Annotated in this window: 16 protein-coding genes; 9 read left to right on the top strand and 7 right to left on the bottom strand. The window is 70.7% G+C overall.

Features of this window, described 5'->3' with window-relative positions; all coding sequences use genetic code 11:
* Positions 1–292: 292 nt before the first annotated feature.
* The 5 genes from O7616_RS00915 (at position 293) to O7616_RS00935 (ending at position 6119) form a co-directional block, all read left to right on the top strand.
* Positions 293–1894, top strand: coding sequence for an ABC transporter substrate-binding protein (locus O7616_RS00915; RefSeq protein ID WP_282305257.1), 1602 nt, complete (start codon positions 293–295; stop codon positions 1892–1894).
* Positions 1895–2091: 197 nt separating this feature from the next.
* Complete coding sequence (locus O7616_RS00920) at positions 2092–3030, top strand: ABC transporter permease (protein WP_282305258.1); 939 nt, start codon at positions 2092–2094, stop codon at positions 3028–3030.
* An 18-nt stretch (positions 3031–3048) separates the two neighbouring features.
* Entirely contained in the window at positions 3049–4005 is a 957-nt protein-coding gene (locus O7616_RS00925; protein WP_282305259.1) for an ABC transporter permease, read from the top strand.
* A gap of 67 nt (positions 4006–4072) precedes the next feature.
* A complete protein-coding gene (locus O7616_RS00930; RefSeq protein ID WP_282264564.1) occupies positions 4073–5104 on the top strand; it encodes an ABC transporter ATP-binding protein in 1032 nt (343 codons plus the stop codon).
* Entirely contained in the window at positions 5085–6119 is a 1035-nt protein-coding gene (locus O7616_RS00935) for a dipeptide ABC transporter ATP-binding protein (protein ID WP_282305260.1), read from the top strand. Before O7616_RS00930 ends, O7616_RS00935 begins: the two co-directional genes overlap by 20 nt.
* Positions 6120–6203: 84 nt before the next feature.
* Here the strand turns inward: O7616_RS00935 and purH are convergent, their stop codons facing one another.
* Together purH and purN are read right to left on the bottom strand one after the other, a co-directional pair.
* Positions 6204–7775 carry a bifunctional phosphoribosylaminoimidazolecarboxamide formyltransferase/IMP cyclohydrolase gene (purH, locus tag O7616_RS00940; protein WP_282305261.1) on the bottom strand — a complete coding sequence of 524 codons (1572 nt, stop codon included), beginning with the start codon at positions 7773–7775 and terminating at the stop codon, positions 6204–6206.
* Complete coding sequence (gene purN / locus O7616_RS00945; protein ID WP_145778993.1) at positions 7772–8392, bottom strand: phosphoribosylglycinamide formyltransferase; 621 nt, start codon at positions 8390–8392, stop codon at positions 7772–7774. The genes purH and purN overlap by 4 nt, the downstream gene beginning before the upstream one ends.
* 272 nt (positions 8393–8664) lie before the next feature.
* On the opposite strand from purN, the gene O7616_RS00950 reads away from it, so the two are divergent.
* Positions 8665–9165: a DUF4190 domain-containing protein gene (locus tag O7616_RS00950; RefSeq protein ID WP_269682387.1), complete on the top strand. Its 501-nt coding sequence runs from the start codon at positions 8665–8667 to the stop codon at positions 9163–9165.
* Between the two features lie 55 nt (positions 9166–9220).
* Here O7616_RS00950 and O7616_RS00955 read toward each other — a convergent pair whose 3' ends face one another.
* Positions 9221–10510: a DUF6350 family protein gene (locus O7616_RS00955; protein WP_282305262.1), complete on the bottom strand. Its 1290-nt coding sequence runs from the start codon at positions 10508–10510 to the stop codon at positions 9221–9223.
* Between the two features lie 695 nt (positions 10511–11205).
* Here O7616_RS00955 and O7616_RS00960 point away from each other — a divergent pair.
* Positions 11206–11469: a DUF4190 domain-containing protein gene (locus O7616_RS00960; protein WP_282264558.1), complete on the top strand. Its 264-nt coding sequence runs from the start codon at positions 11206–11208 to the stop codon at positions 11467–11469.
* A gap of 63 nt (positions 11470–11532) precedes the next feature.
* Here O7616_RS00960 and sucD read toward each other — a convergent pair whose 3' ends face one another.
* The 3 genes from sucD to O7616_RS00975 all read right to left on the bottom strand — a co-directional run bounded on the left by sucD (position 11533) and on the right by O7616_RS00975 (position 14505).
* Positions 11533–12420 (bottom strand): succinate--CoA ligase subunit alpha, encoded by an 888-nt coding sequence (sucD, locus tag O7616_RS00965; RefSeq protein WP_282264557.1) that lies wholly within the window; start codon positions 12418–12420, stop codon positions 11533–11535.
* Between the two features lie 2 nt (positions 12421–12422).
* Positions 12423–13601, bottom strand: a complete 1179-nt coding sequence (gene sucC, locus O7616_RS00970; protein ID WP_282264556.1) for an ADP-forming succinate--CoA ligase subunit beta — start codon at positions 13599–13601, stop codon at positions 12423–12425.
* Positions 13602–14100: 499 nt separating this feature from the next.
* Entirely contained in the window at positions 14101–14505 is a 405-nt protein-coding gene (locus O7616_RS00975; protein ID WP_282305263.1) for a cobalamin B12-binding domain-containing protein, read from the bottom strand.
* Positions 14506–14959: 454 nt separating this feature from the next.
* On the opposite strand from O7616_RS00975, the gene O7616_RS00980 reads away from it, so the two are divergent.
* Complete coding sequence (locus O7616_RS00980; protein WP_282264554.1) at positions 14960–15667, top strand: M23 family metallopeptidase; 708 nt, start codon at positions 14960–14962, stop codon at positions 15665–15667.
* Positions 15668–15940: 273 nt separating this feature from the next.
* The gene (locus O7616_RS00985; protein ID WP_282305264.1) at positions 15941–16711 is read left to right on the top strand and encodes a M23 family metallopeptidase; all 771 of its coding nucleotides are present in this window, start codon (positions 15941–15943) and stop codon (positions 16709–16711) included.
* 73 nt (positions 16712–16784) lie between these two features.
* Here the strand turns inward: O7616_RS00985 and pcrA are convergent, their stop codons facing one another.
* Positions 16785–19187 (bottom strand): DNA helicase PcrA, encoded by a 2403-nt coding sequence (gene pcrA / locus O7616_RS00990; RefSeq protein ID WP_282305265.1) that lies wholly within the window; start codon positions 19185–19187, stop codon positions 16785–16787.
* Between the last annotated feature and the right edge of the window lie 194 nt (positions 19188–19381).

Below are 19381 nucleotides of genomic sequence, written 5' to 3' on the forward strand. Positions count from 1 at the left end.
ATCGTGTGCACGGCCAGCCGAGACCGGATGGACGCCCCGGCGAGTGCCAGCGCGATCCAGACCGTCACGACCGGCCTCGAAAGCAACCGCCTATTCGCAGGCAGATGACGTTTCGTGCGGTTTGGCGTAGCAGGCCGAGGACGGCTCGACAAGAGATCCGACCTCAGACCGTTACCCACCCGCAACCGCGTCGTTGCCGAAGCCTCGCCGCCGACCTACCGTTACCGCTTGTTGCGCAGCGTAAACCCAGCGTCGGGCCTGACTGCGCAGCGTGAGGAGATGAGGAGGCTCAATGCGAGTTCGTAGACTCGCCGCCTGGACCGCCCTCCCGCTCGCGGTGACGCTGGGCCTCGCGGCCTGCGGCAGCGGCGGCGACGGTGGTTCCGGCGGCAGCGACAGTTCGGTGGTCAGCATCCAGATCGCCGAGCCGAAGCACCTGGTTCCCACGAACACCACCGAGGTGTCCGGCGCGCAGGTGCTCACCGGCCTGTTCAGCCCGCTCGTGGACTACGACGCCCAGAACAAGCCGTACGAGGTCGCCGCCCAGTCGGTCACCTCGTCCGACAACAAGGTCTGGACGATCAAGCTCAAGGACGGCTTCACCTTCCACAACGGTGAGAAGGTCACGGCCGAGGACTACATCAACGCCTGGAACTACGGCGCGTACGCCCCCAACGGCCAGGACAGCAACTACTTCTTCGAGAAGATCGCCGGCTACGCGGACCTGCAGGGCAAGACGCCCAAGGCCAAGGAGATGTCCGGTCTGAAGAAGGTCGACGACCTCACCTTCACCGTGACCCTCTCCGAGCCGTACATCGACTTCAAGACGGTGCTCGGTTACACCTCGTTCTACCCGATGCCGGACGCCGCGTTCTCGGCCCCGGGCGTGCTCAAGGACTCCTACGAGCAGGCCCCGATCGGGCAGGGCCCCTTCAAGATGAAGGGCACCTGGCAGCACGACAGCAAGATCGAGGTCGAGCGGTACGACGCCTTCCCGGGCGAGAAGCCCAAGGTCAAGAACATCGAGTTCCGGATCTACCAGCAGCTCACCGCGGCGTACGCGGACGTCCTGGCGGACAACCTGGACGTGCTGCCGACGATCCCGACCGAGAGCCTGAGCACCGCGCCGAGCGACCTGGGCGACCGGTACCAGACCAGCCCGATGTCGTCGTTCCAGTTCCTGGCGTTCCCGACGTTCGACAAGGACTACAGCAACCCGGACGTCCGCAAGGCCATCTCGATGGCGATCGACCGTGACGAGATCACCAAGTCGGTCTTCAAGGGCTCGCAGCAGTCGGCGCGCTCCTTCGTCTCGCCGGTCCTGCCGGGCTACCGGGAGAACACCGCGGGCAAGGCCGGCGAGTTCAACCCGACCGAGGCCAAGAAGCTCTACCAGGCCGCCGGTGGCCCCTCGAAGATCGTCATCTCGTACAACGGCGACGGCGGGCACAAGGACTGGGTCGACGCCACGGTCAACCAGCTCAAGACCAACCTGGGCGTGGACGCCGTCGGCGTGGCCGAGCCGAAGTTCGCCGACCTGCTGACCAAGGTCGAGAAGAAGACGCCGGTGGGTGCGTTCCGGATGGGTTGGGTCATGGACTACCCGACCATGGAGGACTACCTCGGCCCGCTGTACAGCACGAACGGCTCGTCGAACTACTACGGCTACAGCAACCCGGAGTTCGACAAGCTGGTCAAGGAGGGTTCCGCCGCCAAGACGCAGGACGAGGCGATCGCCAAGTACCAGCAGGCGGAGGACATCCTGGCCAAGGACATGCCGGTGATCCCGCTCCGCTTCGGCGAGAACGTGTTCGGCCACTCGTCCAAGGTCAAGAACGTGGAGATGGACCTGTTCCAGCGGGTCAACCTCGTCAAGATCGAAGCGGCCAGCTGAGCTGACCATGGTGCGGGCCACCCGGGCGACGATGCCCGGGTGGCCCGGACCGCACCACCGGGGGCCGGGCCGCAGCAGCGAGCCCGGCCCGGTGGTGCCGGCTCCCCCGGGCCGGACGGCACGTCTCCGATATTTCGGGTACGACCAGAGATGCCGTCCTGCGACCCTTTCGCACATTTCCGGAGAGACTGCTAAGCATGTTCCGCTACATCTTGCGGCGCCTACTGCAGATGGTCCTGGCGTTCTTCGGGACCACCCTGATCGTCTACGCGCTGACATTCGCCGGGCAGGGTGACCCGATCCAGGCGCTCGCCGGCGAACGACCGGTGACGCCGGCCCAACGGGCCTACCTGACCGAGAAGTACCACCTGGACGCCACGGGCGTCGGCGGCTTCTTCTACCGCTACTTCGACTACGTGAAGAACCTGCTCCAGGGCAACCTGGGCGAGTCGCTCACCGGTCGGAGCATCGGCGACATCCTCGAACAGGCCTGGCCGGTCACCGTACGGCTCGCGCTCATCGCGCTCGCCGTGGCGATCATCTTCGGGGTCAGCGCCGGGGTGATCGCCGGTATCCGCCGGGCCAGCATCTTCGACAACTCGACGCTGGTGCTGACCCTGCTGGTCCTGGGCATCCCGACCATCGTGCTGGCACCGTTGGCGCAGTTCTTCCTGGGCGTCAAGTGGCAGCTCTTCCCGCCCACCGCCGGTTCCGACCCCTCGTTCTACGCGCTCCTGCTGCCGGGCATCGTGCTCGGCTCGTTGTCGCTGGCCACCGCGTTGCGGCTCACCCGCGCCTCGGTGGCGGAGAACCTGCGTGCCGACTACGTCCGGACCGCCCGGTCGAAGGGCCTGGTCAAGCGCCGCATCGTCATCGTCCACGTGCTGCGCAACTCGCTCATCCCGGTCGTCACCTTCCTCGGTGTCGAACTGGGCAACCTGATGAGCGGCGCGATCATCACCGAGGGCGTCTTCAACATCCCCGGCGTGGGGTTCAACCTCTTCCGCGGCATCCGCACCGAGGACGGCCCCCTGGTGGTGGGCATCGTCAGTGTGCTCGTCGTGGTCTACCTGGTCTCGAACCTGGTGGTTGACGTCCTGTACGCCGTACTCGACCCGAGGATCCGCTATGAGTGAGCGCAGCGAGGTGCCGGCATGAGCGATTTCGAAACCGTGGCGGCCAGCGAGAACCAGGCCGCACGGCGTGGCCCCTCGGGGGAGCCGGGCACACCCAACCAGGTCGGCGCCCCGAACAAGCCCCGCAGCCTGGCCGGAGACGCCTGGCGCGACCTGCGCCGCAACCCGATCTTCTGGATCTCGCTGGCGCTGGTCGTCATCTTCACGCTGATGGCGCTGATCCCCGGTGTGTTCACCGCCAACAACCCGAACGACTGCCTGCTGTCCCGGCAGCACGCCGGGCCGTCCGGCGGGGCGATCTTCGGGTACGACTTCCAGGGGTGCGACACGTACTCCCGGGCGGTCTACGGCACCCGGGCCTCGCTGCTGGTCGGCGCGCTCGCCGCGCTCGGCACCGGGATCATCGCCCTGGTCATCGGCATGTTGGCCGGTTACTTCGGCCGGTGGGTCGACGCCGTGCTCTCCCGGGTGATCGACATCGTGCTCGGCATCCCGCTGCTGCTGGCCGCGATCGTGCTGCTCAAGCGGGTGTCCAGCGACAGCCAGTGGGCGCGGATCGGCGCGGTCGTCTTCGTGCTGGCCCTCCTCGGCTGGACCACCGCCGCCCGGGTGGTCCGTTCCTCGGTGATCACCGCCAAGGAGCAGGACTACGTCGCGGCGGCCCGGATGCTCGGTGCCGGCAACAGCCGGATCATGTGGCGGCACATCCTGCCCAACTCGCTGGCACCGGTCATCGTGGTGCTGACCATCGCGCTCGGCTCGTTCATCGCCGCCGAGGCGACGCTCTCCTTCCTGGGCATCGGCCTGAAGGCACCGACCATCTCCTGGGGTCAGGACATCGACACCGGCCGGATCCACATGCGGGAGGCGGCCACCCCGTTGATCGTCCCGTCGGCGTTCCTCGCGCTGACCGTGCTGGCGTTCATCATGCTCGGCGACGCGATCCGTGACGCCTTCGACCCGAAGCTGCGGTGATTCACATGCGAGCGCGAGGAGTGAGCGAAGCGAGCCCCGCAGCCGCGAGCGAAAGGCAGGCACTGTCATGACCGTCCAACCCACGCCCGCCTCCACCACGCCCGAGGGCGGCCACCTGCTGGAGTTGCGGGACCTGCACGTCGAGTTCCGCACCAACGAGGGTGTGGCCCGGGTGATCAACGGCGTGTCGTACCACCTGGACGCCGGCGAGACACTCGCCGTGCTCGGCGAGTCCGGCTCGGGCAAGTCGGTCACCGCCCAGGCGATCATGGGCATCCTGGACACCCCGCCCGCGTTCGTCCGCTCCGGCCAGATCCTCTACCAGGGTCAGGACCTGCTCACCCGCTCCGAGGAGCAGCGTCGGCAGGTACGCGGCAAGGAGATCGCGATGATCTTCCAGGACGCGCTCTCCGCCCTGAACCCGGTGTTCCCGGTCGGCTGGCAGATCGGCGAGACGCTGCGCCAGCGGGCCGGCATGTCCCGGGCCGACGCCCGGCGGCGCGCCATCGAGTTGATGGACCTGGTCAAGATCCCCGGCGCCGCCAAGCGGATCGGCGACTACCCGCACCAGTTCTCCGGTGGCATGCGGCAGCGCGTCATGATCGCCATGGCGCTGGCGCTGGACCCGAAGGTGTTGATCGCCGACGAGCCCACCACGGCGCTCGACGTGACAGTCCAGGCCCAGATCATGGACCTGCTGGCCGACCTGCGCCGCGAACTCAACATGGCGATGATCCTGATCACCCACGACCTGGGTGTGGTCGCCGGTGTCGCGGACCGGATCGCCGTCATGTACGCCGGTCGGATCGTCGAGCACGCCGACGTCCACTCGCTCTACAAGGCGCCGGCCCACCCGTACACCAAGGGGTTGTTGGAGTCGATCCCGCGCCTGGACGTCCGTGGCGAGGAGCTGTCGACGATCAAGGGGTTGCCGCCGAACCTGATGCGCATCCCGTCCGGCTGCCCGTTCCACCCCCGGTGCCCGTACGTCCAGCAGGTCTGCGTGGACGTCGTGCCGCACGACCTGGTCCTCGGCGACGGCCGGACCAGCGCTTGCCACTTCGCGCAGGAGGTCCGTGATGACAGCGTCGCCCGCTAACCCCACCAAGGTCCGCGGCGAGGCGATCCTCTCCGTCGACAACCTGGTGAAGCACTTCCCGATCACCCAGGGCGTGCTGTTCCAGCGGCAGGTCGGCGCGGTCAAGGCCGTCGACGGGGTGAGCTTCGAGCTGCGTCGGGGCGAGACGCTGGGTGTCGTCGGCGAGTCCGGCTGCGGAAAGTCCACCCTCGCCCGGCTGCTGATGCGGTTGGAGACGCCCACCTCGGGCAGCGCCACGCTGGAGGGCCGGGACCTGTTCAAGGCATCCGGCGGCGAGCTGCGCCGGGTGCGTCGCAACATGCAGATGGTGATGCAGGACCCGTACACCTCGCTGAACCCGCGGATGACGGTCGGCGACATCATCGGCGAGCCGTTCGAGATCCACCCGGATGCCGCACCCAAGGGCAGCAAGCAGCGGCGCGTCCAGGAGCTGTTGGACCTGGTCGGGCTCAACCCGGAACACATCAACCGGTACCCGCACCAGTTCTCCGGCGGTCAGCGCCAGCGCATCGGCATCGCTCGGGCGCTGGCGCTGCGGCCCGACGTGATCGTCTGCGACGAGCCGGTGTCGGCGCTGGACGTCTCCATCCAGGCCCAGGTGATCAACCTGCTCAAGCAGTTGCAGGACGAGTTGGGGTTGTCGTACATCTTCATCGCCCACGACCTGTCCGTGGTGCGGCACATCGCCGACCGGGTCGCAGTGATGTACCTCGGTCGGATCGTGGAGATCGGCACCGAGGACGAGATCTACGAGCGGGCCACCCACCCGTACACCCAGGCTCTGCTCTCCGCCGTGCCGGTGCCCGACCCGGAGGCCCGCGACCAGCGCACCATGATCCGGCTGGTCGGTGACGTGCCCAGCCCGGCCGACCCGCCGAGCGGATGCCACTTCCGGACCCGCTGCTGGAAGGCTCAGGACATCTGCGCCGTGGAGGACCCGGCAACGGTGCCGAGGGCTGCGGACCCGCACCCGTCCGCCTGCCACTTCGCCGAACTCCGCCCGGCCACCCCCTGACCCTCCGTTGCGTTGATCATGAAGTTATCGCCCTGCACGGGCGTGTCAGGGCGATAACTTCATGATCGACGGAGTGCGGAGCGGTCAGTGGAAGAAGTGGCGGGTTCCCGTCAGGTACATCGTGACGTTGGCCTTGCGCGCCGCTTCGATGACCTCTTCGTCGCGGATGGAGCCGCCGGGCTGGACGATGGCGCGCACGCCCGCCTCGATGAGGATCTGCGGACCGTCGGCGAACGGGAAGAAGGCGTCCGAGGCGGCCACCGAACCCCGGGCCCGGTCGGCGCCGGCCCGGCTCACCGCGAGCTGCGCCGAATCCACCCGGTTGACCTGACCCATGCCGACGCCGACGGTGGCACCGTCCTTGGCGAGCAGGATCGCGTTGCTCTTCACCGCCCGGACCGCCCGCCACGCGAACGCCAGGTCGCGCAGCAACTCCTCGTCGGCAGCCTCGCCGGTCGCCAACTGCCAGTTGGACGGGTCGTCGCCGGGGGCGTCCACCCGGTCGGCGACCTGGGTCAGGACGCCACCGGTCACCGGCCGCCACTCGACGGTCGCCGGGGTCCAGGCCGGTGCGCGCAGCAGCCGGATGTTCTTCTTGCCCTGCAGCACCTCGACCGCACCCTCGTCGAAGCCGGGGGCGACCACCACCTCGGTGAAGATGTCCGCCACCTGCCGGGCCATCTCGACCGAGACCGGCCGGTTGACCGCGATGACACCGCCGAACGCCGACACCGGGTCACAGGCGTGCGCCCGGCGGTGCGCCTCGGCCACGTCCGCGCCGACCGCGATGCCGCACGGGTTCGCGTGCTTGATGATCGCCACCGCCGGCTGGTCGGCGAAGTCGTTCGCGGCCCGCCAGGCGGCGTCCGCGTCGACATAGTTGTTGTACGACATCTCCTTGCCGTGCAACTGCTCGGCCTGGGCCAACCCCGCCGGGGCGTCCGGGTCGGTGTAGAGCGCGGCGGGCTGGTGCGGGTTCTCCCCGTACCGCAGCACAGTCGACTTGCGCAGCGCCGAACCGGCGAACGCCGGCCAGGTGTCGTCGGCCGGGGCCAACTCCCGGGCACACCACTGGGCCACCGCCACGTCGTACTCGGCGATGTCGGCGAACGCCCGGGCGGCCAGCGCGCGACGCTGGGCCAGGGTGAAACCGCCCTCGTCGAGCGCGCCGAGAAGAGCCGGGTAACCGGACGGGTCGGTGAGCACGGCGACCGAGGCGTGGTTCTTGGCCGCGGCCCGCACCATCGCCGGGCCGCCGATGTCGATCTGCTCCACGCACTCCTCGACACCGGCGCCGGAGGCGACCGTCGCCTGGAACGGGTAGAGGTTGGAGACCAGCAGGTCGAACGCCGCCACCCCCAGCTCGTCGAGCTGCGTGACGTGGGTGTCCTTGCGGAGGTCGGCGAGGAGACCAGCGTGCACCTTCGGGTGCAGGGTCTTCACCCGGCCGTCGAGCACCTCGGGGAACCCGGTCACCGTCTCCACCGGCGTCACCGGCACACCCGCGGCGGCGATGGCGCCCGCCGTGCTGCCGGTGGACACGATCTCCACACCGGCGGCGTGCAGGGCCTGGGCCAGCTCGGCCAACCCGGTCTTGTCGTAGACGCTGACCAGCGCCCGCCTGATCGGGCGACGCCCGTCCTGAGTGGGACTCACGGAACCGTGACCTTCCTTCCGGTGATGGTCCAGCCTTCGCGGACCAGGCGGCCGACCTGCTCGACGAGCTGGCGCCGCTCGGCTTCCTTGATGCGCTCGGTGAGCGTGTCCACGTCGTCGTCGTCGAGCACCGGCACCGCGACCTGCGCGACGATCGGCCCGGTGTCCATGCCGGCGTCGACGAAGAAGAGGGTGGCCCCGGTGAGCTTCACGCCGTAGGCGAGCGCGTCACGCGGGCCGTGGATGCCGGGGAACGCCGGCAGCAGGGTGTTGTGGGTGTTCAGGTAGCGGTCGCCGAAGGCGGCGAGGAAGTGCGGCCCGACCAGCTTGAGGAAACCGGCGGAGATGACCAGGTCGGGCTGGTGCTTCGCGACGTGCGCGGTGAGCGCCCGGTCCCAGTCCTCCCGCGTGTCGTGGTCACGGACCCGCTCCACGAAGGTCGGCACCCCGGCGGCCTCGGCCCGGTCCAGGCCCGCGATGCCGTCCCGGTCCGCGCCGACCGCGACGACCTGCGCGCCGTACGCGGGGTCGGCGGCGGCGTCCAGCAACGACTGGAGGTTGCTGCCGGAGCCGGAGACGAGGACGACGATGCGGGCGACAGGCGCGGGCTCGGTCACCGGGCCACCCTATCGGGCAGGTCAGGACGCCCTTCGGCTGGGCGGCGCGCCGATCTTTGACAGCGTCGACGTGCATCGACCCGGTACGCTGCCGCTCGCTCGGCCGAAAGCCGCGCCGGTCCGCGCCCGCACCGATCGGCCAACGCCAGACGTCGATCGACAGCGTCACCGCGATGTCGTCGTGATCCTCCGCTGTGCATTCCGAGGAGTGACAGCGATCATGGGTGGAAACAACAGCAGCAACTGACGGAACCAGTTCAAGGAGCTTGTGCATGCAACCCGGTAACCCCGGCCAGGACCCGTACGGCCAGCAGCCCAACGACCCGACCGCGCCCCAGCCGCCGCAGAACCCGTACGGCCAGCCGCCGGCCGCTCCGTACGGTCAGCAGCCGACGTCCGGTCAGCCCTACGGCCAGCAGCAGCCGTACCAGGACCCGTACGGCCAGCAGCAGCCGCAGTACGGCGGCGGTCCGACGTACCCGAACGCCGGCTACCCGCAGGGTCAGGGACAGAACAACACCCTCGGCCTGGTGGCGCTGATCCTCGGCATCGCGTCGATCCCGCTGGCCTGCTGCCCGCTGCTGGGCATCCCGGTCGGCATCGGCGGCGCCGTGACCGGCTACCTGGGTCGGCAGAAGGCGGCGCAGGGGCAGGCGAGCAACGCCGGGCAGGCCAAGGCCGGCCTGATCTGTGGTGCCGTCGGCGTCGCGCTCGGCATCATCTCGATCATCCTGAGCGTCGCGCTGAACGTCGGCCTGCCGACCAACCCCTGACGAATCCCGCATCCACGGGGCGTTCCGGATTCCGTCCGGGGCGCCCCGGGCTCGTCTACTGGGCGGGTGAGCGGGTGAGCGCCCGGGTGGCGGCAGCGCCGAGCAGCGCACCGACCGCGATGACGGCGGTCGCCACCCCGCCCACCTGCCAGCCCACCGGCCCGACCTGCGCCAGCCGACCGGCCCCCAACGGCCCACCGGAGATCGCCGCGGCCAGACCGAGCAGCACACCGGCCACCGGCCCGGCCAGCACCGCCGGTGTCAGCACCTCCGCCCAGCGCTGCGGGGCCCGCTCCGGGCCGGCGAGTCGGGCCACCCGGCGGGCGAGCAGCCAGCCCGCGACCATCCCGACCAGCACCGGCACCGCGAGCAGCAGGGCGCCCAGACCGTCCACCGGGCCGCGCGGCAGACCGGCGAGCAGAGGCACGGCCGGCAACGCCCCGACCGACACCTCGCTGGTACGGACCGCGGTGTCGGTGCCGACCGCGAAGCCCGGCCCGAGGAGGTAGCTGGTGGACCAGATCGCCGCGTTCGGCGCGTACGCGACGCTGACCAGCGTGATCCCGGCCTGACCGGCGACCCCCGTCCGGTACGCCCCGATCATGTCCGCCGCGTCGCCCCCACCGGTGGCCACCGCCAGGCCCGCCGCACCGGCACCCGCGCCGAGCAACAGCAACCCCGCCACCAGGCCGGTGCGAACGCCGTCCCGGACCGGGCCCGGTATCCGGGCGACGAGCACCCGGGTCACTGCGGTGATCCGGACGGCGCCGACCAGGGCGGCGAATGTGCCCACCACCGCGAACGTGGCACCCGCCCGGATCGCGGACACCTCCGGCCCTCCGCTGCCGATCAGCACCGCCGCGAGCACGCCGAACAGCGCGTACGCGACGCCGACCGCACCTGCGGCGACCATTGCCCGACGCGGTGAGCGGGTGTCCCGGGCGCCGATCGCGCGGCTGACGTGCACGCCGGCTCGGCTGAGCCGCCAGAGCGCGAGCACGGTCAGCGCCAGCGGGGCGAGCCCGAGCGGACCGGAGTCGGTGTGCAGCGGCACCCCGTGGCCGAGCAGCCAGCCGGCCAACGCCGTACGCAGGGTGCCGGCCAGGGTCGTCGAGTCGGTGCCGAGCTGGACCAGGCCGAGCACGATGGCGACCGGCAGGTAGGAGGTGAGGGCGGCCCAACCGGCCGCCACCCCGGCGGCGACGGGCAGCGGAGCACGTCCGCGCGGCGACCCGCCCGCGCGGGGCGCGGGCACCCGCCGCGCCGGCGCGGCACGGGCGACCGGCCGGTCGTCGGCGCTCACACCACCGGGACGGCTGGGACGGTCAGGGGTGACGGGGGACATCCGCTCTACTCTGGCACGTCGGGCGGGCGGTGGCAGTCCGTTAACCCCACCTGGGGCGCGTTTCATAAGGGCTGTCGGGTCGAGGCCGAGTCCGAACGGCGGTCCGGCGAGCACCCTTACCCGCCGCCGACGCTCCCGCGCCCCGGGCCTTCACAGCGCCGGGCCTTCACAGCGCCGGGCCTTCACACCGCCGCGCCCTGCGCCCTGCGCCCTGCGCCCTGCGCCCCGCGCCCCGCGCCCCGCGCCCCGCGCCCCGCGCCCCGCGCCCCGCGCCCCGCGCCCCGCGCCCCGCGCCCCGCGCCCCGCGCCCCGCGCCCCGCGCCCCGCGCCCCGCGCCCCGCGCCCCGCGCCCCGCGCCCCGCGCCCCGCGCCCCGCGCCCCGCGCCCCGCGCCCAAGATCCTCACAACATCGGGGATGTTGGTGCCTCAGACACGCGGGAGACAGCAACATCCCCGATACTGCGCGGATCTTGGCGCCGAGCGCGCGGGCGGGAGCGCGCGGGCGGGAGCGCGCGCGGGTGGCGACGGGCGCTTCTGTCGTTGCGGCACCGGGGGCGGCTTGTTCAGCGAACTGGCGTCCAGGTCACCCGGCTCGGTCTAGCCTCGGCCCAGAGGGGCGCGAGTCGCCGCCGCCCGGGTCGGGCCCGCCGGTCGCGGTCCGGTCGGCACGTCGCCCACGACCGCCGGAGGTAGCTGTGACGACCGCATATCCGCCACCCCCGCCCCCACCGGCCCGGGGACGGGACCGGACGACGCTGTGGGGCGTGCTCGGCATCGTGCTGGGGCTGATCTGCTGCGGCATCCTCGGCATCATCTTCGGCTATCTGTCCATCCGCGACGCTCGGCGTTACGGGCAGTCGCCGGTGCTCGGGTACCTCGCCATCGTGTTCGGCGTGATCAACATCATCGGTGGTTCGATCCTGCGGTTGACCGGCAACTACCCGTTCTGGAACGACTGAGTTTCCCGTACGCAGAAGGGGGCCGACCGTTGTGGTCGACCCCCTTCTGCCTGTCCTGCCGGCTCAGCTGCCGGACATGATCTCCCGCATCAGGTTCGCGGTCTCGGTCGGCGTCTTGCCGACCTTGACGCCAACCGCCTCCAGCGCCGCCTGCTTCGCCTCGGCGGTGCCGGCCGAGCCCGAGATGATCGCCCCAGCGTGACCCATGGTCTTGCCGGGAGGCGCGGTGAAGCCGGCGATGTAGCCGACGACCGGCTTGGTGACGTTGGCCTTGATGAATTCGGCGGCCCGCTCCTCGGCGTCGCCACCGATCTCACCGATCATCACGATGGCGTCGGTCTCCGGGTCGGCCTCGAACGCCGCCAGGGCGTCGATGTGGGTGGTCCCGATGATCGGGTCACCGCCGATGCCGACGCAGGTGGAGAAGCCGATGTCGCGCAGCTCGTACATCATCTGGTAGGTCAGCGTGCCGCTCTTGCTGACCAGGCCGATGCGGCCGGAGCCGGTGATGTCGGCCGGGATGATGCCGGCGTTGGACGCGCCGGGCGAGGCGATGCCCGGGCAGTTCGGCCCGATGATCCGGGTCCGCTCGCCCTGCGAGACGTTGTACGCCCAGAACGACGCGGTGTCGTGCACCGGCACGCCCTCGGTGATCACCACGGCCAGCGGGATCGCGGCGTCGATCGCCTCGACCACAGCGGCCTTGGTGAACTGCGGCGGCACGAAGATGACCGTGACGTCGGCCCCGGTCTCGGCCATGGCGTCCGCGACGGACGCGAAGACCGGCAGCTCGGTGCCGTCGAAGTCGACGGTCTGACCCGCCTTGCGCGGGTTGACGCCGCCCACCACGTTGGTGCCGGCGGCGAGCATCCGCCGGGTGTGCTTGGAACCCTCGGAACCGGTCATCCCCTGGACGATGACCTTCGAGTCCTTGGTCAGCCAGATAGCCATGATCAGACCCCCGCAGCTGCCAGCTCGGCGGCCCGCTCGGCCGCACCGTCCATGGTGTCCACCCGCTGCACGAGCGGGTTGTTCGCGCTGTCCAGGATCGCCCGGCCAGCCTCCGCGTTGTTGCCGTCCAGACGGACGACGAGCGGCTTGGTGACCTGCTCGCCACGCTGCTCCAGCAGGGCCAGCGCCTGGATGATGCCGTTCGCCACCTCGTCGCAGGCGGTGATGCCGCCGAAGACGTTGACGAAGACGCTCTTCACGGCCGGGTCGGAGAGCACGATCTCCAGCCCGTTCGCCATCACCGCGGCACTCGCGCCGCCGCCGATGTCGAGGAAGTTCGCGGGCTTGACGTTGCCGTGCCGTTCACCGGCGTACGCGACCACGTCGAGGGTCGACATGACCAGACCCGCGCCGTTGCCGATGATGCCGACCTCGCCGTCGAGCTTGACGTAGTTGAGGTCCTTGGCCTTGGCGGCCTGCTCCAGCGGGTCCACGGCGGCCTGGTCGACGAGCGCCTCGTGGTCCGGGTGCCGGAACGCCGCGTTCTCGTCCAGGCTGATCTTGGCGTCGAGCAGCAGCAGCCGGCCGTCGCCGTTCTTGGCCAGCGGGTTGACCTCGACCAGCGTGGCGTCCTCGGCGACGAACGCCTGCCACAGGCCGACCGCCACCTCGACCACCTGGTCGGCGACCTCGGCCGGGAAGCCGGCGGCGGTCACGATCTCGCGGGCCTTGGCCTCGTCCACGCCCTTCACGGCGTCGATCGGTGCCTTCACGACCCGGTCCGGGGTCTCGGCGGCGACCTGCTCGATGTCCATGCCACCGGCGACGCTGGCGATGCAGAGGAAGGTGCGGTTCGCCCGGTCGAGCAGGTACGAGAAGTAGTACTCCTCGGCCACGTCCGCGGTCACCGTGATCATGACCTTGTGGACGGTGTGACCCTTGATGTCCATGCCGAGGATGTCGGTGGCGCGGGCCACCGTCTCCTCGGCGCCCTCGGCCAGCTTGACGCCGCCGGCCTTGCCTCGGCCGCCGACCTTCACCTGCGCCTTGACGACCACGCGACCGCCGAGGCGTTCGGCGATCGCACGGGCCTCTTCCGGGGTAGTGGCGACGCCGCCGGCCAGCACGGGCAAGCCGTGCCGCTCGAACAGGTCCCGCCCCTGGTACTCGTACAGGTCCACGTTTGCGCGTCCCGTCCCGTCTCCGCGGCGCGCCGTCGCGCCGCCACCAGCGTTCAGAAAACAGTTTGACGCCTGTCATCACTTGAAACAGGCCATTGGCCGCAGCCTAGCGAGGTCGGCACCACCGGCAACCGAGCGGGTGCGCGGTGTGCGGTAATGCACAAGCGGACATCCGGCGGGGCCGGTTTCCGCTCAGGACGCGGACGCCATCCTCCGTCCGGGCGATGTTGCCCAGCTTGCGTAACCCGGCCGTGGGGGCGTCGTTGAGTCAGGTGTCGGAGCGCTGAACAGCGCGATGACGGGAGACGGCCGATGCCCTGTCGGTCGAGGGGTGGCGGCGGGGCATCGTGCATAGAGGGGCCGGACGTGTGAGGGGTGCGTCCGGCCCCTCCCCCGTGCCCGGACTCCGGTCGCCGGCGTCTCCGCGAGCCGTCGCCGGCGTCTCCGCGAGCTTCAGGAAAGGCGAGCGGCGAGCCTCGGAAAAGACGTCCGGCGCGCTTCAGGAAACCGGCTGCGCGACGTTCTCCCGGACCCACTCGACAATCGCCTGAGTGGTGGCGCCCGGCGTGAAGATCTTCGCGACGCCCATCTTCTCCAACTCGGGGATGTCGTCGTTCGGGATGATGCCGCCGCCGAACACCACGATGTCGCGGGCGTCCCGCTCACCGAGCAGTTCCAGCACCCGCCGGAAGAGGGTCATGTGCGCGCCGGAGAGAACGGACAGGCCGACCGCGTCGGCGTCCTCCTGGATGGCGGTCTCCACGATCTGCTCGGGGGTCTGGTGCAGGCCGGTGTAGACGACCTCCATCCCGGCATCCCGCAGGGCGCGCGCGACGACCTTCGCGCCCCGGTCGTGGCCGTCCAGGCCGGGCTTGGCGACGACGACCCGAATACGAGAGCTCATCAGCGCACACCTTTCACCGGCTTCACGGGCCTTCACCTTAACGAACGGTAACCCGGCCGGTCCGCCCCTCGACATCCGGGCCGGGAAGCCGACCCCGACCACCGGCCGACGCCTGCCCGGTCACAGCGCGAGGACCCGTGCCCGGAGGGTGCGGAGGCGATCCGGCACCGTCCGTAGTCAAGTCGGACGAGTCCGCCGGATCGGTCACGCTCGGCGACGAACGGGCAGCATCAAGGGCACCGTTCGGCGTCGCGATGCGTGACAATATTGGACGCAAACGGACAGAACGACACGCCAATTTGACGCTCTAGCTTGTGACTCGCCTGGTGGTTGGCTAACGTGTCCACGGTTGTCATCAGGTCCATGGACGGGTGACGACGCGGTCAGCGGACGTTCACTGGAGCTTCACGAACGCCCACCGGCCGCCTCGGAACCCCGACAACGGAGGGTGTGCGTGCGCCAGCGCCTGTCGTCTGAGCCCGATCGATATCGCGGTCGTCGCCGTGTGCCCACCCCGCCGCGCAGCCGTTACGCCGCGGTCGTCACCACCGCGTTCGTCGGCGCCGGCATCGTCGCCCTCGGCGCGAGCGCCCTGCCGGACGCCAAGGACGTCAGCCCGACGGTGCTCGACGAGCTCAAGCAGGCGTCGGTCACCAGCCAGGACGCCGCGGCCCGTGCGGACAACGCCGACCGCGCCTCCCGGGACAGCCGCACCAAGGACAGCGCCGAGCCCGAGGTCTGGCTGCTGCCGCTGCAGGGCTACGACTTCAACTCGCCCTACGGGGTCCGCTGGGGCAAGATGCACACCGGCGTGGACCTGGTCGCCGGCGAGGGCACTCCCTATGTGGCGATCCACGACGGTCTGGTCACCAAGGCCGGCTGGTTCGGCGGGTACGGCAACGCGGTGATCGTGCAGCACGCCGACGGCAGTGAGGCCATCTACGGTCACTCCTCCGCGGTGAGCGTGAAGGAAGGCCAGCAGGTCAAGGCCGGCGACCAACTCGGCCTGGTGGGCCAGACGGGCCACGCCTACGGCACCCACCTGCACCTGGAGATCCATGTCAAGGGCCAGCCGGTCGACCCGGTGCCCTACCTCCAGGAGCGCGGAGTGGACATCAAGCTGCAAGTCGAGGCAATTTACAGCGAGGTAGCCGCGTCCTGACGCTGCGTACCGACCGATGACCGCCCGGATCTGAGGATCTGGGCGGTTTTTCGTTGCCCGTCGACGGCGGATGTGTGCCGGGTCACTGGCACGACTGTGACCGGTGACACCGTCCCGCATGATCACTTTTCCGGATGCAGCACCCCACACCGGGTCATACCCGGGCAGTCATCACGTCGTCCATCGCCGGTGATCCGGTCCCCGCGCCTCCCCCACCTCGGCCCGACACCAGTATTTCGAGGTCAAGTGCCCCCTCGACTGTGAAGGTCCGCCGTGCAGGAAGACAGCCCCGTCCAGAACGAGACCACCCCGGACACCACCCAGACCGAACCGCCGCGGCGGGCCGGTCGACGCAACCGCCTCATCGTGCTCAGCGCCGCCGCCCTGGTGGCCCTCGGCCTCGGCGGCATCGCCGTCGCCACCACCGGCAACGACCGCCCGGCGCCGACTGCCGTCTCCCTCGACGCGCAGTCCCGGGTCGAGGCCGCCGGCCGGGCGGACCGCTCGGCCCGCGAGTCGAGCACGCCGGTCGCCCCGTCGACCAGCCCCACGGCGAGCCCGTCGGCGGCCAGCGCCAGCCCGACACCGACGAAGACGGCCTCCGCGAAGGCCAAGCCGAAGCCGAAGAAGACCACCAAGCCCACGCCCGCCTGGGTCGACCCCATGCCGGGCGCGGCGGTCACCTCCTGCTACGGGCAGCGCTGGGGCACCCTGCACGCCGGCATCGACCTCGCGCTGCCCTCCGGTACGCCGATCCGCGCCGCCGCCGCCGGCACCGTGACGCAGGCCGGCGACGCCTCCGACGGCTACGGGAACTCCGTCTTCATCGACCACGGCAACGGTTACCTGACCCACTACGCCCACCAGAGCCGGATCGCGGTGACGGTCGGCCAGGCGGTCAAAGCCGGCCAGGTCATCGGCTACGAGGGCGCCACCGGCGATGCCACCGGGCCGCACCTGCACTTCGAGGTGCACCAGGGCATGTGGAACCAGATCGACCCCGCCCCGTTCATGCGGGCCCGCGGCGTGGACCTGGGCTGCTGAGCCGCCCGCCCAACGACGACGAGTGCCCCCGCACTGGCGGGGGCCACTCTTTCGGTAGCACTCGGCGGAAGGGTCAGAGCTTGTCGACCGGCGCGTGCCGGAGGACCAGCCACATGGTCTGGTCGCCGAAGTCGATCTGCGCGCGGGCGCCCGGGCCGTGCCCCTCGACGGCGAGCACCCGCCCCAGCCCGTACCGCTGGTGGTTGACCCGGTCCCCGGCCGCCACCTTCGGCCCCTGCGGCAGCTCGCTGGCCGTGGTCAGTCGGCTGCCGTCCACGCCGAGCCGCTGGGCCAGTTGGGCCGCCTTCGGCGTGCCCCCGGTGAAGGTGCCCCGGCCGCCGGGCGCGCGGTCGGCCCGACCGCCGACGCCGCCGCCACCGCCGGCCCACGAGGTGTACGACCCTTCGGTGCGCTCCCAGTGCACCAACTCCGTCGGCAACTCCTCCAGGAACCGCGACGGCGGGTTGTAGGACGGCTGCCCCCAGGCCGAGCGGGTCACCGCCCGGGAGAGGTAGAGCCGCTGCCGGGCACGGGTGATGCCGACGTACGCCAGCCGGCGCTCCTCCTCCAGCTCGCGGGTGTCGCCCAGTGAGCGCAGGTGCGGGAAGACGCCGTCCTCCAGCCCGGTCAGGAAGACCACCGGGAACTCCAGCCCCTTGGCGGTGTGCAACGTCATCAGGGTGACCACGCCCTGGTGGTCGGGGTCGTCGGAGGGGATCTGGTCGGCGTCGGCGACAAGCGCCACCTGCTCCAGGAAACCGGCCAGGGTGGCGCGTTCCCCCTCCTCGCCCAGCGCCTCGATCCGCTCGGTGTACTCCCGGGCGACGCTCACCAACTCCTGGAGGTTGTCCACCCGGCCGGCGTCCTGCGGGTCGAGGCTCTCCTCCAGCTCGGTGAGGTAGCCCGAGCGGGTCAACAGGGCCTCCAGCACCTCCTCGGGGGTGCCGGTCTCGGCCAGCTCCCGGGCACCGTCGAGCAACGCGACGAAGTCGGCGATGCCGTTGGCCGCCCGGGTGGAGATGCCCGGGGCTTCCCGGGCCCGCCGCAGCGCCGCGCCGAACGAGATCCGGTCGCGGCTGGAGAGCGCCTCGACGCACGCCTCGGCGCGGTCGCCGATCCCCCGGCGGGGGGTGTTGAGCACCCGCCGCAGGCTCACCGTGTCGTCGTCGTTGACCACCGAACGCAGGTACGCGAGGGCGTCGCGGACCTCCTTACGCTCGTAGAAGCGCACCCCGCCGACGACCTTGTAGGGCAGGCCGACGCGGATGAACACCTCTTCGAAGACCCGGGACTGGGCGTTGGTGCGGTAGAAGACAGCGACGTCGCCGGGGCGGGTTTCGTCGGCGTCGACCAGTCGGTCGATCTCCCGGGCCACCCAGTCGGCCTCGGCGTGCTCGGTGTCGGCCACGTAACCGACGATCTGCTCGCCGGCACCGGACTCGCTCCACAGCCGCTTGGGTTTGCGGGAGGTGTTGCGGTCGATCACCGCGTTGGCCGCGTTGAGGATGGTCTGGGTGGAGCGGTAGTTCTGTTCCAACAGGATCGTGCGCGCATCGGTGAAGTCCCGTTCGAACTCCAGGATGTTGCGGATCGTGGCGCCCCGGAACGCGTAGATCGACTGGTCGGCGTCGCCGACCACGCACAGCTCGGCCGGCGCCAGCCCGTCGGTGCCGGAGACCAGCTCCTTGATCAGCACGTACTGGGCGTGGTTGGTGTCCTGGTATTCGTCCACCAACACGTGCCGGAAACGCCGCCGGTAGCTCTCCGCGACGTGCGGGTGGGACTGGAGCAGGTGCACCGTGGTCATGATCAGGTCGTCGAAGTCCAGTGCGTGCGCCTCGCGCAGCCGACGCTGGTAGAGCGTGTACGCCTCCGCGAGGGCCCGCTCGTTGGGCCCGGTCGCTCGAGCGGCGAACTGCTCCGGGTCGACCAGTTCGTTCTTGAGGTTGGAGACCTGGGCGGCCAGCCCTCGGGCCGGGTAGCGCTTCGGGTCGAGATCGAGCTCGCGCGTGACCAGCTGCATCAGGCGGCGCGAGTCGTCCGCGTCGTAGATCGAGAACGTCGACTTGAGGCCGGCGTGCTCGTGCTCGGCGCGCAGGATCCGGACACACGCGGAGTGGAACGTCGACACCCACATCAGCCGGGCCCGGGGGCCCACCAGCGCGGCGACGCGTTCCTTCATCTCGCCGGCCGCCTTGTTGGTGAAGGTGATCGCGATGATCTCGCCGGGGTGCACGTCGCGTGCGGCGAGCAGGTAGGCGATCCGGTGCGTGAGCACCCGGGTCTTGCCCGACCCGGCGCCGGCCACGATCAGCAGCGGCGAACCGGCATGGCTGACCGCGTCGCGCTGTGGCCCGTTGAGCCCGTCGAGCAGTTCCTGCGGATCGAGGCGGACGGCGGGCCGGGGCCGGTCCGGGCGGGCCGGCGCGGACTCCGGCGCAGGCGGGGACGCGGGGATGTCGAAGAGAGGATGCATCGCCGGACAAGTCTATGCCGCCGGTCGGACACCGCGCCTCTGGCGCTCGGCAGCTCGTGGCCTCTGGCGCTCGGCAGCTCGTGGCCTCTGGCGCTCGGCAGCTCGTGGCCTCTGGCGCTCGGCAGCTCGTGGCCTGTAGCGCTCAGCAGCTCGTGCCCGGCCGCGTGCTGCCACCGCACGGGGCGCCCGGGCGA

The sequence above is a fragment of the Micromonospora sp. WMMD964 genome, assembly GCF_029581455.1.
In the GTDB taxonomy this organism is placed as follows: domain Bacteria; phylum Actinomycetota; class Actinomycetes; order Mycobacteriales; family Micromonosporaceae; genus Micromonospora.

Bases quoted from the DNA above. Each gene is read 5' to 3' on its own strand.
- O7616_RS00915 (WP_282305257.1), top strand. From the start codon at position 293: ATGCGAGTTCGTAGACTCGCCGCCTGGACCGCCCTCCCGCTCGCGGTG.
- O7616_RS00920 (WP_282305258.1), top strand. From the start codon at position 2,092: ATGTTCCGCTACATCTTGCGGCGCCTACTGCAGATGGTCCTGGCGTTC.
- O7616_RS00925 (WP_282305259.1), top strand. From the start codon at position 3,049: ATGAGCGATTTCGAAACCGTGGCGGCCAGCGAGAACCAGGCCGCACGG.
- O7616_RS00930 (WP_282264564.1), top strand. From the start codon at position 4,073: ATGACCGTCCAACCCACGCCCGCCTCCACCACGCCCGAGGGCGGCCAC.
- O7616_RS00935 (WP_282305260.1), top strand. From the start codon at position 5,085: ATGACAGCGTCGCCCGCTAACCCCACCAAGGTCCGCGGCGAGGCGATC.
- O7616_RS00950 (WP_269682387.1), top strand. From the start codon at position 8,665: ATGCAACCCGGTAACCCCGGCCAGGACCCGTACGGCCAGCAGCCCAAC.
- O7616_RS00955 (WP_282305262.1), bottom strand. From the start codon at position 10,510: ATGTCCCCCGTCACCCCTGACCGTCCCAGCCGTCCCGGTGGTGTGAGC.
- sucD (WP_282264557.1), bottom strand. From the start codon at position 12,420: ATGGCTATCTGGCTGACCAAGGACTCGAAGGTCATCGTCCAGGGGATG.
- O7616_RS00975 (WP_282305263.1), bottom strand. From the start codon at position 14,505: ATGAGCTCTCGTATTCGGGTCGTCGTCGCCAAGCCCGGCCTGGACGGC.
- pcrA (WP_282305265.1), bottom strand. From the start codon at position 19,187: ATGCATCCTCTCTTCGACATCCCCGCGTCCCCGCCTGCGCCGGAGTCC.